The organism is Sphingomonas hominis (genome assembly GCF_013328205.1).
GTDB lineage: Bacteria > Pseudomonadota > Alphaproteobacteria > Sphingomonadales > Sphingomonadaceae > Sphingomonas > Sphingomonas hominis.
Map to the genome: position 1 here is coordinate 252,247 of NZ_JABULH010000001.1, position 14,260 is coordinate 266,506.

Annotated in this window: 17 protein-coding genes; 10 read left to right on the forward strand and 7 right to left on the reverse strand. The window is 66.7% G+C overall.

All coding sequences use genetic code 11. The features are described from left to right. The first annotated feature begins 102 nt into the window (after nucleotides 1-102). A complete protein-coding gene (locus HRV97_RS01300) occupies nucleotides 103-858 on the forward strand; it encodes a sulfite exporter TauE/SafE family protein (RefSeq protein WP_174191897.1) in 756 nt (251 codons plus the stop codon). A gap of 92 nt (nucleotides 859-950) precedes the next feature. Here the strand turns inward: HRV97_RS01300 and HRV97_RS01305 are convergent, their stop codons facing one another. After that, nucleotides 951-1,568, reverse strand: a complete 618-nt coding sequence (locus HRV97_RS01305) for a flavin reductase family protein (RefSeq protein WP_174191898.1) — start codon at nucleotides 1,566-1,568, stop codon at nucleotides 951-953. Nucleotides 1,569-1,595: 27 nt separating this feature from the next. Between HRV97_RS01305 and HRV97_RS01310 the strand changes: the two genes are divergently transcribed. The 4 genes from HRV97_RS01310 (at nucleotide 1,596) to HRV97_RS01325 (ending at nucleotide 5,138) form a co-directional block, all read left to right on the forward strand. After that, nucleotides 1,596-2,369: a cytochrome b/b6 domain-containing protein gene (locus HRV97_RS01310; RefSeq protein ID WP_174191899.1), complete on the forward strand. Its 774-nt coding sequence runs from the start codon at nucleotides 1,596-1,598 to the stop codon at nucleotides 2,367-2,369. After that, nucleotides 2,366-3,121 (forward strand): molybdopterin-dependent oxidoreductase, encoded by a 756-nt coding sequence (locus HRV97_RS01315; protein WP_174191900.1) that lies wholly within the window; start codon nucleotides 2,366-2,368, stop codon nucleotides 3,119-3,121. Before HRV97_RS01310 ends, HRV97_RS01315 begins: the two co-directional genes overlap by 4 nt. 54 nt (nucleotides 3,122-3,175) lie before the next feature. Then, a complete protein-coding gene (locus tag HRV97_RS01320) occupies nucleotides 3,176-4,402 on the forward strand; it encodes an SAM-dependent methyltransferase (protein WP_174191901.1) in 1,227 nt (408 codons plus the stop codon). A gap of 121 nt (nucleotides 4,403-4,523) precedes the next feature. After that, complete coding sequence (locus tag HRV97_RS01325; protein ID WP_174191902.1) at nucleotides 4,524-5,138, forward strand: PAS-domain containing protein; 615 nt, start codon at nucleotides 4,524-4,526, stop codon at nucleotides 5,136-5,138. 98 nt (nucleotides 5,139-5,236) lie between these two features. On the opposite strand, the gene HRV97_RS01330 is transcribed toward HRV97_RS01325, so the two are convergent. Then, nucleotides 5,237-5,791, reverse strand: a complete 555-nt coding sequence (locus HRV97_RS01330) for an EF-hand domain-containing protein (RefSeq protein ID WP_174191903.1) — start codon at nucleotides 5,789-5,791, stop codon at nucleotides 5,237-5,239. 418 nt (nucleotides 5,792-6,209) lie between these two features. Here HRV97_RS01330 and HRV97_RS01335 point away from each other — a divergent pair, with 418 nt between their 5' ends. Both HRV97_RS01335 and HRV97_RS01340 read left to right on the forward strand, forming a co-directional pair. Further along, nucleotides 6,210-7,427 carry an argininosuccinate synthase gene (locus HRV97_RS01335; RefSeq protein ID WP_174191904.1) on the forward strand — a complete coding sequence of 406 codons (1,218 nt, stop codon included), beginning with the start codon at nucleotides 6,210-6,212 and terminating at the stop codon, nucleotides 7,425-7,427. 127 nt (nucleotides 7,428-7,554) lie between these two features. Next, entirely contained in the window at nucleotides 7,555-9,213 is a 1,659-nt protein-coding gene (locus tag HRV97_RS01340; protein ID WP_174191905.1) for a hypothetical protein, read from the forward strand. Nucleotides 9,214-9,286: 73 nt separating this feature from the next. Here HRV97_RS01340 and HRV97_RS01345 read toward each other — a convergent pair whose 3' ends face one another. The 4 genes from HRV97_RS01345 to HRV97_RS01360 all read right to left on the reverse strand — a co-directional run bounded on the left by HRV97_RS01345 (nucleotide 9,287) and on the right by HRV97_RS01360 (nucleotide 12,190). Beyond that, complete coding sequence (locus tag HRV97_RS01345; RefSeq protein ID WP_174191906.1) at nucleotides 9,287-10,417, reverse strand: GNAT family N-acetyltransferase; 1,131 nt, start codon at nucleotides 10,415-10,417, stop codon at nucleotides 9,287-9,289. 335 nt (nucleotides 10,418-10,752) lie between these two features. Beyond that, a complete protein-coding gene (locus HRV97_RS01350) occupies nucleotides 10,753-11,223 on the reverse strand; it encodes a RidA family protein (protein WP_174191907.1) in 471 nt (156 codons plus the stop codon). A 32-nt stretch (nucleotides 11,224-11,255) separates the two neighbouring features. Then, nucleotides 11,256-11,903, reverse strand: a complete 648-nt coding sequence (locus HRV97_RS01355; protein ID WP_174191908.1) for an HAD family hydrolase — start codon at nucleotides 11,901-11,903, stop codon at nucleotides 11,256-11,258. Then, nucleotides 11,900-12,190, reverse strand: coding sequence for a DUF3572 domain-containing protein (locus HRV97_RS01360; RefSeq protein ID WP_174191909.1), 291 nt, complete (start codon nucleotides 12,188-12,190; stop codon nucleotides 11,900-11,902). The genes HRV97_RS01355 and HRV97_RS01360 overlap by 4 nt, the downstream gene beginning before the upstream one ends. A 40-nt stretch (nucleotides 12,191-12,230) precedes the next feature. On the opposite strand from HRV97_RS01360, the gene HRV97_RS01365 reads away from it, so the two are divergent. Continuing rightward, entirely contained in the window at nucleotides 12,231-12,593 is a 363-nt protein-coding gene (locus tag HRV97_RS01365) for a response regulator (protein WP_174191910.1), read from the forward strand. A gap of 196 nt (nucleotides 12,594-12,789) precedes the next feature. Here the strand turns inward: HRV97_RS01365 and rpmG are convergent, their stop codons facing one another. Further along, nucleotides 12,790-12,957, reverse strand: a complete 168-nt coding sequence (gene rpmG, locus HRV97_RS01370; protein ID WP_019516727.1) for a 50S ribosomal protein L33 — start codon at nucleotides 12,955-12,957, stop codon at nucleotides 12,790-12,792. A gap of 190 nt (nucleotides 12,958-13,147) precedes the next feature. Here rpmG and HRV97_RS01375 point away from each other — a divergent pair, with 190 nt between their 5' ends. Further along, entirely contained in the window at nucleotides 13,148-13,471 is a 324-nt protein-coding gene (locus tag HRV97_RS01375; protein ID WP_174191911.1) for a hypothetical protein, read from the forward strand. Nucleotides 13,472-13,488: 17 nt separating this feature from the next. Then, entirely contained in the window at nucleotides 13,489-14,055 is a 567-nt protein-coding gene (locus tag HRV97_RS01380; RefSeq protein ID WP_174191912.1) for a TMEM165/GDT1 family protein, read from the forward strand. Nucleotides 14,056-14,260 lie beyond the last annotated feature (205 nt).

Here is a 14,260-nt window from a genome sequence, read left to right on the forward strand (position 1 = left end):
GACGCGTGTCGTGTGCGTGAACGTCGGTGCAGTCGGCGGGCACACTCGACAGCGCTCGGGTGCGCGGGCAAGCGGCGGGGCTGGTGCGCGGGAGCATGAGCGATGGACGTGACGACGCTGGCGCTGGTCGCGCTCGCAGGGGTGGCGGGCGGCGCGATGAATGCGTTGGCGGGGGGCGGCACGTTCGCGACGCTGCCGGCGTTGCTGGCGGTGGGGGTGCCGGCGAACATCGCCAATGCGACCTCCAACGTCGCGCTGCTGCCGGGTGCGGCGACGAGCGCCTGGGCGTTCCGTGGCGAGTTGGGGCCGGTCGGTGGTGTCGACCACCGGTTGCTGGCGGCGATCACCTTTGTTGGCGGGCTGGTGGGCAGCTGGTTGCTGGTGGTGACGCCGGGGCGCACGTTCGACGCGATCGTGCCCTGGCTGGTGCTCTACGCCTTCGTGGTGCTGGCGTTTGGGCGCGGCGCGTCGGCGTGGTTGGCCAAGCGGGTGACGATTGGGACGCGGACGCTGCTGGTCGCACAAGCGCTGCTGGGCGTCTACGGCGGTTATTTCGGCGGCGGCGTGGGGTTGATGACGACCGCGACCTACGGCCTGCTGGCGAGCATTACGCCGCGCGCGATGTTCGCGCCGCGCACGCTGATGCTGGCGGTGGCGAATGCGGCGGCGGCGGTGGTGTTCGTGGGCTTCGGCATGGTCGAGTGGCGGTATTGCGTGCCGATGCTGGTGGGGGCGGTGGTCGGCGGTTGGGGCGGGGCGCTTGTCGGGCGGCGGCTGCCCGAGCGCGCGGTGAGGGTGTGGACGCTGGCGGTGACGGGGGTGACGGCGGCGGTGTTCTTCTGGCGGGCTTATGGGTGAGGGGAGCGGGCGCTTCCGGGCGGCCCCTCACCCTTCCGCGGCTGCGCCGCTCCCTCCCTCTCCCCGGAAGGGGAGAGGGAATTTGGCTCCGCTCAGCCGGGACGTTTCATCGCGAATCTAGCCGCTTCAGTGATCTCGAAGTAATCGGCGGGGCCGCCGCCGCGTAGGATCGGGTGGGCGCGGGCGGTTTGATAGATGCCGTTGTCCAACATCGCGCGGTCGATGTGGATGCCGACGACCTCTCCGATGACGAGCCAGGTGTCGACCAGCTCGTGCTCACGCGTCTCGAGCTGGACCAATTGCGTGAGGACGCATTCGAACGAGGCGGGGCTGAGCGCGACGCGCGGCGCTGCGATTGTGTTGGAGGGTGCAACCTCAAGGCCGGCGAGCGTGAACTCATCGACCTCGCCCGCCACCGTTGCGGCGCTGGCGTTCATCTGTTCGGCGAGTGGGCGGGTGGCGAGGTTCCAGGTGAACTCGCGCGTTTCCTTGATGTTGGCGACCGAGTCTTTCCAGCCGTTTGAGGAGAAGGCGAGGATCGGCGGACGGTAGTTGAGCAGGTTGAAGAAGCTGTAGGGTGCCAAGTTGCGGATGCCCGCGGCCGAGACGCTGCCGATCCAGCCGATCGGGCGTGGTGCTACGATCGCGTTCAGGGGATCGTGCGGCAGGCCGTGGCCGTTCGCAGGTTCGTAGAAATGCCATTCGGTCATGCGCGCGTTAACTGATATGGGTTGAATATGGACGCAACGCCGATCAAGGATCCTGTCATCATCCGGCGCCACTCGCTCGCCACGCGCGTGTGGCACTGGATCAACGCGGTCGCGATCTTCGTGCTGATCGGATCGGGGCTGGGGATCAGCAACGCGCACCCCAGGCTGTACTGGGGGCGGTACGGGGCGAACTTCGATCCGGCGTGGGCGACATTGCCGCGCTTTCCGGCGTGGATCACGATACCGCAGAGCTACAATCTGGCGATTTCCAGGCGTTGGCACCTGTTCTTCGCACTGGTGCTCGCTTTCGGACTGCTCGGCTACATGATCGCGAGCCTGATCAATCGGCATTTCCAGCGTGACTTGCGGCTGCGGGCGAAGGATTTGAGCCCGGCGCATCTCGCCGCCGACGTGCGCGCGCATCTGCAATTCCGGTTCCACGACGAGGCGCATCCGGGTGCGTATAATCCGTTGCAGAAACTGTCCTATGCAGGGGTCGTGTTCGTCGCGCTGCCGCTGGTGATCCTGACCGGCATCGCGCTGTCGCCGGGAATGAACGCGGCGTGGCCGTGGTTGCTCGACGTGTTCGGCGGGCGGCAATCGGCGCGGTCGATCCATTTTATCACGATGGCGGCGATCACCGCATTCGTGGTGGTGCATCTGGTGCTCGTCATCCTGGCTGGGTGGCGGCGCGAATTATGGTCGATGATTTCGGGCAAGTGGCGGATCGAGGGGACGATGGCGGACGCGCGCGCGGAGACGCCTGCGGGTGCTGCCAAGGCGCAGGAGGTGGGGCGATGATCCGGCGTCGTGGACTGATCGGTGCACTGGCGGGCGGTGGCGCGGGGCTGCTGCTGTCGGGGTGCGACCGCGTGATCGCGCAGCCGCAGGTGCGCGACATCATCTTCAGGGGCGAGGACATGCAGCGCGGGTTGCAGCGCGCGCTGATGAACCGTGACGCGCTGGCGCCCGAGTTCTCGGCCGACCAGCGCTCGCCGTACTTCCGCACCAACGGGACGCGTGATCCGGGGACGGCGGCGTACCACGCGCTTCGCGCCGGGCGTTTCGCCGACTGGCGGTTGCAGGTCGACGGGCTGGTGGCGCGGCCGTTGTCGCTGTCGCTCAGCGACCTGGGTCAGTTTCCGCAGCGTGCGCAGATCACGCGGCACGATTGCGTCGAGGGGTGGAGCGCGATCGGCAAATGGCAGGGGCCGAAGCTTGGCGATGTGCTGAAACAGGCGGGGGTGCGGGGCGCCGCGCGCTACGTCGTGTTCACCTGTGCGGACCTGTACGGCGGCGCGCCTTATTACGAGTCGGTCGACATGGTTGACGCGTTCCACCCGCAAACGATCCTCGCCTGGGCGTTGAACGACCGTTTCCTCGATGTCGGGCATGGCGCGCCGTGCCGGCTGCGGGTCGAGCGGCAATTGGGATACAAGCACGCGAAATATCTGATGAAAATCAACGCAGTCGATAGTCTGGCCGGGATCGGCAAGGGGCGGGGCGGTTATTGGGAAGATAACGTCGATTACGATTGGTATGCCGGAATTTGACCGTTTCACCTGCGTTGCTGGTGTCGCGGGCGACCATCCGTTAGCAGCCGCAGCATGGCATTGATCGACGTTTTCCTCCGCCGCGCGATCCGTCGCGGCGACCTGACCCTTATCAAACCCGACGGCTCCAGCACCCGGTTCGGCGCGCCCGACGCGGAGTTGAAGCCCGTTACGTTCACGATCCACTCGCGCGACGTGTACCGCGCGATCCTGGCCGACCCGGCGCTGGGGCTGGCGGAAGCGTTCATGGACGGGCGCGTGACGTTGCAGCAGGGCGACATCCTCGACCTGCTGACGCTCGCCACCGCCAATTCACGCTGGGAGAATGGCGCGAACCACCTGGGCGCGAACCGCTGGCGCACGATCAAGGGCGTGTTCCGCCACCGCTTCCTGAGGCTCAACAAGGCGCTGGAATCGAAGAAGAACGTCGCGCACCATTACGATCTGTCCGACCGGCTGTACGACCTCTTCCTCGACGCCGACAAACAGTACAGCTGCGCTTACTACACCGAGCGCGACAACACGCTCGAGCAGGCGCAGGCGGACAAGAAGGCGCATATCGTCGCCAAGCTCGCGGTTCAGCCGGGGATGCGGGTGCTCGACATCGGCTGCGGCTGGGGCGGGATGGCGCTGTACATCCACGCGAAAACGGGCGCCGAAGTGCTGGGCATCACCCTGTCGGAGGAGCAGTTGAAGGTGGCGCGCGCCCGCGCCCAAGAAGCGGGCCTCGCGGACAAGGTCAAGTTCCAGTTGATCGACTATCGCGCGCTAGACCAGACGTTCGACCGCATCGTGTCGGTCGGCATGTTCGAGCATGTGGGGTCACGCAACTTCCGCACCTATCTGGAGAAATGCCGCGACCTGCTCACCCCCACGGGCGTGATGCTACTGCACACGATCGGACGCGCGGACGGGCCGGGGTTCACCGACCAGTTCACCGACAAGTATATCTTCCCGGGCGGCTATATTCCGGCGCTGTCGGAGGTGCTGGACGCGAACAACTACATCCGCTGGTTCGTCAGCGACGTGGAGGTGCTGCGGCTGCATTACGCCTTCACGCTGCGCGACTGGTATGCGCGGACGGTGGCGAACCGCGATGCGATCGTCGCGCTCTACGACGAGCGGTTTTACGCCATGTGGACCTATTATCTGGCGGGTGCGATCGTGTCGTTCACCAACGGGCCGCTGGTCAATTTCCAGATCCAATTCACCCGCGACCGCGAAGCGCTGCCGCTGACGCGCGATTACATGGTTGAAGGGGAGCGGGGGTTGCGGGGGTGAGACGCAACCATGCCGCCGCCGGCGTATCCGCATCCGACGTGCGCCGCTTCACGGCTTGTCAGCGACGCGGAAAGGCTGCACGAAGTAATCTAGGTTATAAGTCGAACGAGTGACGCGGTAGATGACGCCCACGGCGCAGATCGAGCTGGTGATGGCGAACATGCGTCACGGCATGGTGATGTATGATCGCCACGAGACGATCCGGCTGATCAACGCGCACGTCAGTCAGATTTTCGGTTTTGCCGAAACGCTGGTCACCGCCGGGTCGAGCCTAGCTGACTATCTGCGATGCGTCGGCGCGACGGTCGGCTGGTCGCTAGAGCGGACGACGCACGTGATCGACAATCACCGCTCATGGCGCCAGCAGGGTGTGCCCAAGCGGTTCGATCATCATTTCGATGACGGCAAAACATTCGAGATCACCTTCAACCCGGTAGATAACGGAGCCTCGGTTCTGACCTTCGTCGATGTCACCGACGCGCGCGACCTGGAGCGGGTCAGCGAACGCCGCGTGCGGTTGACGACGCAGGCGGGCACAATGTTGCAACGAGTGGCGAGCATCTCGGCGCACAACCGGATCGTCGCCCTTAATGCTAGCATCGAGGCCGCGCGGATGGGCAGCGAGGGACGCAGTTTCGCGGTGGTGGCGGACGAGGTGCGCAACCTGTCGAACCAGATGTCGGAGGTCCTGTCGGATCTCCGACAAATCATCGACGCGTCGCTCGCCACGAGCTGACGTCGGCGTGCCTCTGATACAGCGCCACCCGCGCACGAGACAGTCAGGCCGAATGCGAGGCGGCAGCGTCGTTCCCTGACGTCACTGCCGTTTGTGCCTCACCGCCCGGCAGGCGGGCCGCTCTTGGTCGTGGCGCCGCGGGCTGCGGCGCGGGCGGCAGCGGCTTCTTGGCCGTCGACGCGGCCGTCCTTGTTGAGGTCGTAACGCGCGAACACGTTGCTCATCAGCGCCTGCGATTCCGCTTCGCTGACCTTGCCGTCCTTGTTGGTGTCGGCGCGGGCGATGAACAGGGTCGCGATCTTCTTCGCCTGTGCGGGGTCGAGCGTCTTGCCGCCGGAAACCTTCATGCGGCTCATGCGCGCCTGGATTTCGGCCTGGCTGAGGAAGCCGTCCTTATTGGTGTCGGACGCGGCGAACTCGCCATCAAGCTTGGTTTCGGCGCTGCGGCGGGTTTCCTGCGCGGCGGCGGGCGCGACCTGCGTCACGGCGAGCGTCGGGGCAGCGAGGGCGAGGAGGAGCAGGGCGCAGTTGCTGAGCACGGTGTCTGGATCTTTCCACGGAAAACGGGCGCCGTGTTGGCGCTGGAAGCTTGTACCGCGGATGAACGCGAGCGGTGATGCGGGGTTCAACGCGGCGAGGGCGGGATGAGGCACGTGCATTGCGGCAAGGTCGCAAGGATAGGAGCGGTTTGCGACCAGCTTGAGGTACGTTCTCCCGCCACTCTCGGCCCGATCGAAGGGTCTAACTCCATGGAGAAGGCAGACGAGGGAAGCGGGATCCTGGACCACGTCCGAAATGACGGTGAGTTGAATCGGGGCGAGAGCGCTATGACGCTGCTTAGCTGGGGCAGAGCGAACGAGTAACGGCTTCATCGACGCCCGCGACCCGGAGCAGCCATGACAGGACGGGATGGTAGGGTTACTTGCTGTCTAGTGGGAAGCCGTACCCGGCGTTCATTTATCTCGTGCGTGCGCGACGATTGTGCGGACCCTCGCGGGCGCCTTGACGGTTGCACGCCGGAACGCACGCGCATAGGTGCGCGCCAATTCGTTTCCCAGGAGCCGTTCACGCATGTCCGATGAGATCAAGAAGGTCGTTCTCGCTTATTCCGGCGGGTTGGACACCAGCGTGATCCTGAAATGGTTGCAGGAAACCTATGGCTGCGAGGTGGTGACCTTTACCGCCGACCTGGGGCAGGGCGAGGAGTTGGAGCCCGCGCGCGCCAAGGCCGAGCTGATGGGGGTCAGACCTGAGCACATCTACATCGACGATCTGCGCGAGGAGTTCGTGCGCGATTTCGTGTTCCCGATGATGCGGGCGAACGCGCAATATGAGGGACTGTACCTGCTCGGCACCTCGATCGCGCGGCCGTTGATTTCCAAGCGGTTGATCGAGATCGCGCGCGAGACGGGCGCGGACGCGGTGGCCCACGGCGCGACCGGCAAAGGCAACGACCAGGTGCGGTTCGAATTGTCGGCCTATGCGCTCGACCCCGACATCAAGGTGATCGCGCCGTGGCGCGAGTGGGATCTGAACAGCCGCACCAAGCTGATCGAATGGGCCGAAGCGCGGCAGGTGCCGATCCCGCACAACAAGCGCGGCGAAGCGCCGTTCTCGACCGACGCCAATCTGCTCCACACCTCGTCCGAGGGGCTGGTGCTGGAGGATCCGTGGGACGAGGTGCCCGATTACGTTTACTCGCGCACGGTTAACCCGGAGGACGCGCCTGATACGCCGGAGACGATCGAGATCGAGTTCGAGCGCGGCGACGGCGTCGCGCTGAACGGTGAGCGCATGTCGCCGGCGACGCTGCTGGAGGCGCTGAACGAGCTAGGGCGCAAGCACGGCATCGGGCGGCTCGATCTGGTCGAGAACCGCTTCGTCGGCATGAAGTCGCGCGGGATGTACGAGACGCCGGGCGGCACGGTCTACCTGGAGGCACATCGCGGGATCGAGGCAATCACGCTCGATCGCGGGGCGGCGCACCTCAAGGACGAGTTGATGCCGCGTTATGCCGAGCTGATCTACAACGGCTTCTGGTTCTCGCCCGAGCGCGAAATGCTGCAGGCGGCGATCGACCTGAGCCAGGAGAAGGTGTCGGGGACCGTCCGGCTGAAGCTCTACAAGGGGCTGGCGTCGGTCACCGGGCGCAAGTCGCCCAACACGCTGTATTCGGAAAAGGTCGTGACGTTCGAGGACGATCAGGGCGCCTACGACCAGCGCGACGCCGCCGGGTTCATCAAGCTGAACGCGCTCAGGCTGCGTCTGCTCGGACGGCGCGATCGCTGATCGCGTGCCCGTGGCGGTCGGACGAGCGCTGATCGCCCCGCCCCCCCCTGTCCACGGCGCCTTGTCCGATCCATGTGGGTGACGACAGCCTTGCGGGCGGGGGCCTGTCGCCCGTAAGGCGTTGCCGATGAACGCGGGGGAGCGGCACTGGTGGCAGACTAGGTGGTTCGTCGTCCTGGCGGCGCTGATCGCGTGCGTGCCGCTGATCTGGCCCGATATCCCGCCGATCGTCGACCTGCCTGGGCACATGGGGCGCTACCGCGTCCAGCTCGACCGCGGCGCGCACGCGTGGCTGGCGGACTGGTACAAGTTCGAATGGTCGCTGATCGGTAATCTGGGCGTCGACCTGCTGATCGAGCCGCTGGCGCCGATCATCGGGTTGGAGCCGGCGGTCAAGCTGATCGTGATGGCGATCCCCGCGCTGACGGTCGCGGGACTATTGTGGATCGCGCGCGAGGTGCAGGGGCGTATTCCAGCGACGGCGCTGTTCGCGCTGCCTCTCGCTTACGGTTACCCGTTCCAGTTCGGGTTCGTGAATTTTGCGCTGTCGATGGGGCTGGCGCTGTGCCTGTTCGCCTTGTGGCTGCGGATGGCGCGGCTGGGGCGGTTGCGATTGCGCGCGATCGTGTTCGTGCCGCTGTCGTGCTTGCTGTGGGTGGTTCACACCTTCGGCTGGGGCGTGCTTGGGGTGCTCGCCTTCTCGGCCGAGATGATCCGGCAGCACGATCTGCGCAAGGATCGCCAGTCGGGACATTGGGTGGCGAGCTGGTTCCGCGCTGGCCTCGGCTGCGTGCCGCTCGCCTTGCCGATGGTGCTAATGGTGGCGTGGCGATCGGGCGCGGACGTGACCGGGCAGACCGCCGACTTCTTCTACTGGCGCACCAAGATCATGTGGGTGCTGATGGCGCTGCGCGACCGCTGGCTGTGGTTCGACGTCGCGAGCGTGGCGGTGATCTATCTGGTGCTGTTCAAGGCGGTGCGCGATCCGCGGATCACCTATTCGCGGCATCTGGGGCTGTCGGCGCTGTTCATGCTGGTGGTGTTCATCCTGCTGCCGCGGATCGTGTTCGGATCGGCCTATGCCGATATGCGGCTGGCGCCGTTCATGCTGGCGATCGCGGTGATCGCGATCCGGCCCAAGCCTGGCCAGTCGTTCCGCCACGCGAGCGTACTGGCGGCGGTGGGCTTCGCCTTTTTCGTGGTGCGGATCGTCGCCGGAACGATCAGCTTCGTGCAATTCGATCGCGATTACGACGAGGAACTGGCGGCGCTGAACCACGTGCCGGTGGGCGCGCGGTTGGTGTCGTTCGTTGGGCACAATTGCCACAACGACTGGCGGATGAGCCGGCTGGAGCATCTACCCGCGATCGCGTTGGAGCGGCGGCTGGCCTATACCGACGACCAATGGTCGATGGCGGGCGGTCAGTTGATGACGGTGCGCTACACGCAGGCCGGCGGCTACTCGCACGATCCGACGCAGATCGTGACGCCGGTGCGCTGCCGCGGCGAATGGTGGCGGCCGGTCAATTACGCGATCGCGCGACTGCCGCGCGATGCGTTCGATTACGTATGGTTGATCCGTCCGCCCAAGTGGGACGCGCGCTTCGCGCCGGGGCTGGTGCCGGTGTGGCGCTCGCCGACGAGCGCGTCGGTGCTGTTCCGGATCGATCATTCGGTGCCGGCACCGGTCGCGAGCGATGAGGAGCTCGGTATCCCGCACTACGTCGTCGAGTTCATGCGGCGGCGGCGCGAGCGATTGATCGCGAGCGGGGCGATCGGGAGGTAAGCGGCGCTTCCGGCGCGGAGTTTCGTGTTGGCCCTACCCAGCCCCTCCCTTTTAGGGAGGGAGCTTGTTGCGATCAGCCGCGCTTGAACGGGGTCATCTGGCCGAGGAACTCTTGGTCACGCTCGACCGCGGCGCGTTCGCGTACCAGGAAGTCGGCGACCGCGCGGCGAAAGCCGGGATCGGGGATGAAATGCGCCGACCAGGTGGGGACGGGGGAATAGCCGCGCGCGAGCTTGTGTTCGCCCTGTGCGCCTGCCTCAACGGTCTTCAACCCCCGCGCGATCGCGGCGTCGATCGCCTGGTAATAGCACAGCTCGAAATGGAGAAAGGGCACGTCCTCGGTGCAGCCCCAGTAGCGCCCGTAAAGCGCGTCGTCGCCGATCAGGTTGAGTGCGCCCGCGATCGGGACGCCGTCGCGCTCGGCCAGGATCAGGAGAACGCGGTTGCCCATCGCCTCGCCCAGCAGCGGGAAGAAGCTGCGCTTGAGGTAGGGCGTGCCCCACTTTCGGCTGCCGGTGTCCTGATAGAAGGTCCAGAAGGCGTCCCACTCGCGCCGACCGATCTCCGCACCGGTCAGGTGGCGGATCGTCAGGCCCTCGACCGCGGTCGCACGCTCCTTGCGGATCGCCTTGCGCTTGCGGCTGGCGAGCGCGGCGAGGAAGTCGTCGAAGGTCGCGTAGCCCTCGTTCTGCCAGTGGAATTGCGTGCCCTCGCGGATCAGCCAGCCGGCGGCCTCGAACAGCGGGAGTTGGTCGAGAGCTACGAAGGTCGCGTGGGCGGATGAGAGGTCGTGTTGCTGCGTCACCGCTTCAATAGCGGCGATCAGCGACGGTGCGGCTGACGCGTCGCGCAGGAGTAGGCGCGGGCCGGGGACGGGGGTGAAGGGGGCGGCGACCTGTAGCTTGGGGTAGTAATCACCGCCGGCGCGGGTCCAAGCATCGGCCCAGGCGTGGTCGAAGACGTACTCGCCCTGGCTGTGGCTCTTGGCATAAGCGGGCGCGACCGCGATCGGCGTGCCGTCGTCGCCGTCGACGATGAGGGGGATCGGTTGCCAGCCGGTGCGTCCGCCGACGCTGCCCGAGTCCTCCAGCGCCTTTAGGAACGCGTGGCTGGTAAACGGATTGGCGGTGCCGGCGCAGGCGTCCCACTGGGCGGCGGGAATCTGGGCGACGCCGTCGGCGATCCGTGCGGTGATGGCGGTCATTGCGCGCCAAGATAGGGGCGGGTGGGGGTGAGGGGTAGGGGGTGCATGGCGCGAGAGCCGGCTTCCTCATCGGGTGCCGACTACGCCAGCCGAACTACTTCTTCGTCACCCCGGACTTGATCCGGGGTCCCGCTTTGTTGAGCATCGAACGAGAAGAAGCGGAGATCCCGGGTCGAGCCCGGGATGACGGGAGGGTGAGTGCTCCGGGTCGACGGGTGGTGCGCGATCCTCGCGGACGCTTCGTGCGCAACCGACCCACCCCCGGCCCCTCCCTGTCAGGGAGGGGAGCATCGGTCTGGCTGACCGTTTCTCTCCCTCGCGAGGGAGTAGGCAGCTTACAGCGAGCGTTCGATCTCGACGATGGCGTCGACCTCGACCGCGGCGCCGAGCGGGAGGACCGCGACGCCGACGGCGGAGCGGGCGTGCTTGCCGGCGTCGCCGAACAAGGCGGTCATCAGGTCGGACGCGCCGTTCGCGACCTTGGGCTGATCGGTGAAATCGGGGGTCGAGTTGACGAACACGCCGAGCTTCACGATGCGCTTGACGTGGGCGAGGTTGCCGAGGTGCTGGCGGATCTGCGCCACCAGCATCAGGCCGCAGGCGCGTGCCGCCTCTTGACCCGCTTCAAGGCTGACATCGTCGCCCAGGCGACCGGTGATGATCTGGCCGTCCTTGAAGGGGAGCTGGCCCGAGATGTGGAGCAGCCCGCCGGCTTCCACGACGGGTGTGTAGGAGGCGACGGGGGCGGCGGCCTGGGGCAGTTCGAGCCCGAGGTCGGCGAGTTTGCGGTCGATCTGATCGGTCATGGGCTGCGGATTGGGCGCGGTGACCCGGGAGGTCAAGTGGTGGCGAACGCCTCGACCGGCGGGGCTGGCTCGGCAGCGACGAAGCGCGCCTCGATCCACGCCTGTCCCTCCTGCCAATCGTCGATGCGCGCGTGCGCGGCGGGCGCGGGCGCGATGCCGGCGGCGAGTTGCGGTTCGGACACCATGTGGAGCCGCCAGACCTCCGGCGCGTGATCGGCGACCGATTGGTGATGGACGGGCAGGTCGTCGACGAACACCGTAACCGAGGGCGCGTATTCGGCGACGAGCGCGGCGACGGGGCCGCCCTTGCCCCCCTGGTTGCAGACGACGCGGTGCTCGATCCCGAAGGCGGCGAGCTGTTCGACGCGGTGCGTCTGGCATTGCTGTTGCAGGTTGGTGAGGATGACGACGTCGGCTTGACGCCCGAGCGCCGCGATCGCCTCACGCGCGTGCGGGACGATCGTCTGGCGGTGCATCTGTTCGGGAAAGAAGCCGTGGAGGAAGCCGTACATCTCCTCCTGGCTGAGTGCCTCGCCCGAGCGGCGGCGCATGTTCTTCGCCAGTTCCCACGAGCCGAAGGTGAAGTCGACCTCGTGCGCCTCGCCGAGCCAGTCGGCGAAGTGGCGGACCATGTGGACGAGGACCTCGTCGCAGTCGGTGATGAGCAGGGGACGGGTCATGGATGCTCCAGCGTCGCGCGCGCGGCGACCAGTGTCTCGGGGCGGACATCGAGCTCGTGCGCGCAGGCGATCAGATCGGGTTCGTAGCTTTCGAGATAGGTGAGGACCGCGGCGAGCACCGCGGGCTCGCCCAATCGCTCGCGCAGGTCGCCGGGAGCCAGGCCGGTCAGCGTCAGCAGCCGCCCGGCGCGGTCGTCGTCCGACAGGACCCAGGCGAGCGCGGACAGCGCCAGTGCGGCGGCGGCGTCGGGATCGGCCGCGTTCCTATTTGTCAGCGGCTCACGCATTGCCTATCTCTCGAACGGTTCGATGGGGATGAATGATCGCGTGGCAAAAAGGGTGCTCGTTGTCGAGGACAACGAACTGAACCTGAAGCTGTTCTGCGACCTGTTGCGCGCGCACGACTTCGCGGCCGAGGCGGTGCGCGACGGGCGCGAGGCGGTGGCGCGCGCGCGCGAGGTGATGCCCGAGCTGATCATCATGGACATCCAGATGCCGCACGTGACGGGATACGAGCTGATCCTGGAATTGAAGGCGGACGAGGCGCTGCGGCACATCCCGATCATGGCGGTGACCGCTTATTCGGGGCGCGAGGACGAGGAGCGGATCCGCGCGGCGGGGGCGGATGCGTATGTGGCGAAGCCGATCAGCCTCGCGCGGTTCATGCAGGCGGTGGGGGCGTTGGTTTAGTTGCTCCCTCATCCCGCCGGGGAGAGGGTGGGGTATGTGTCTCACAGAGAGCAACGCCCAGATCGGCCCCTCACCCAACCCTCTCCCCAGAGGGGGGGGCTCTTTGTGCGTACGACAAAAACCGCGGTGGATCGCTCCACCGCGGTTTTGGAACCCGGAGGTAATCGCGTGGGCGGCGCGTGGCCGCCGGGGCGGATTACTTGATCTTGGCTTCCTTGAAGTCGACGTGCTTGCGCACGACGGGGTCGTACTTGCGGAAGGAGAGCTTCTCGGTCTGGGTGCGCGGATTCTTCTTGGTCACGTAGAAGAACCCGGTGTCGGCCGAGCTGACGAGCTTGATCTTGACGGTGGTCGGCTTTGCCATGACCGTATCCTGTGCACGAATAGAAAACAAAAAGCGGCGAGGCGTGCCCGCTGGGCTGCCTTGCCGCGTCTGGGAGGGGCGAATGACGGATTCGTGACCGTAAGTCAAGGCGCGCTCGACAAGGCGTTGCTTTTAGCCGTGCGTTAACCCTGGCGGAGGCAAGCTGTGCGCGAGGGGCAGGAGAGCGGACATGAGCGTCGAACAGCAGGGAGCGCAAGGGATCGCGGCGATCAAGGCCGATCTGACGCGGCGCGTGGCGGCGATCGAATGGCGCGGCGGTCCGGCGCGGTTGGCGGGCGAGGTCGACCAGATCCGCCGGCTCGCAAAGGCGCACGGGATGCTGCCCGCGCTGGTGGTCGCGCAGCAACTGGAGCGTGCGGTAGCGCGCGGCGACCATGGACCGATCGTGCACGGGTGGCTGGCGATGCTGAGCGAGGCGATCTCCAGCGAGCGGCAGGACGCGGCGGCGTCCGACACGTTCGCCGCGGCGTGTCAGGTGCGGTTCGCGGCGTGACGCACGCGGATCGCTGAGTGGACGCGTTGATGGCGGCGATCGTGCTGGGCGCGATCTGTCAGATATCCGACAAGACACCGTGGCTGGCGGCGATCTTCGCCGATCGGTTCCGTTCGCCGGCGCTGGTGGTGCTGGCGGCGGTGCTGGCGCTTTCGTTCAACTACGCGATCGGGGTGGCGGCGGGACTCGCGGTGACCGCGCTGCTGACGCCGGAGGCGCGGTTGCTGCTGTTGGCGTTGGCGCTGATGCTGGCGGGCGCTGGGACGGGGTTCCGGTTCAAGCGGCCCGACGCGCTGGACGGGTGGCGGACCGGCCCCGCCTTTACCAGCATCGCGGGGCTGGCGATCATGGCGTTCGGCGACCGGATGCAGTTCGTCGTCGCGGCGCTCGCGGGGCGAAGCACGTTGCCATGGGCGGCGATGGTCGGCGCGGTGATCGGCGGCACGGCGGTCAACGTCGTGGCGGTGGCGCTGGGCGAGGCGGCGTGGCTGCGGCTGCCGCTGAAAGCGTTGCGGATCGCGGCATCGGCGATCCTGCTCATCGCTGGGGTAGTGACCGGGCTGAACGCGCTGCGTTTGATTTAGCGACGCGTTGATCGACGAGCGTGAGGTCGGCGATGTGAGGCAAGTAGCGGCGTTGTTCGCGCGCAGCCGCCGTCGTGAGCAGGGCGCGCGGTGTGGAGCCAATCACCCGACGCTTCGTTGTGCCCGCGAAATCATCGCATTAACGGAGACAAACGCGCCGTGGCCGACATCGACCCCAAGCTCGCTACCCCGACCGACCTCGCCC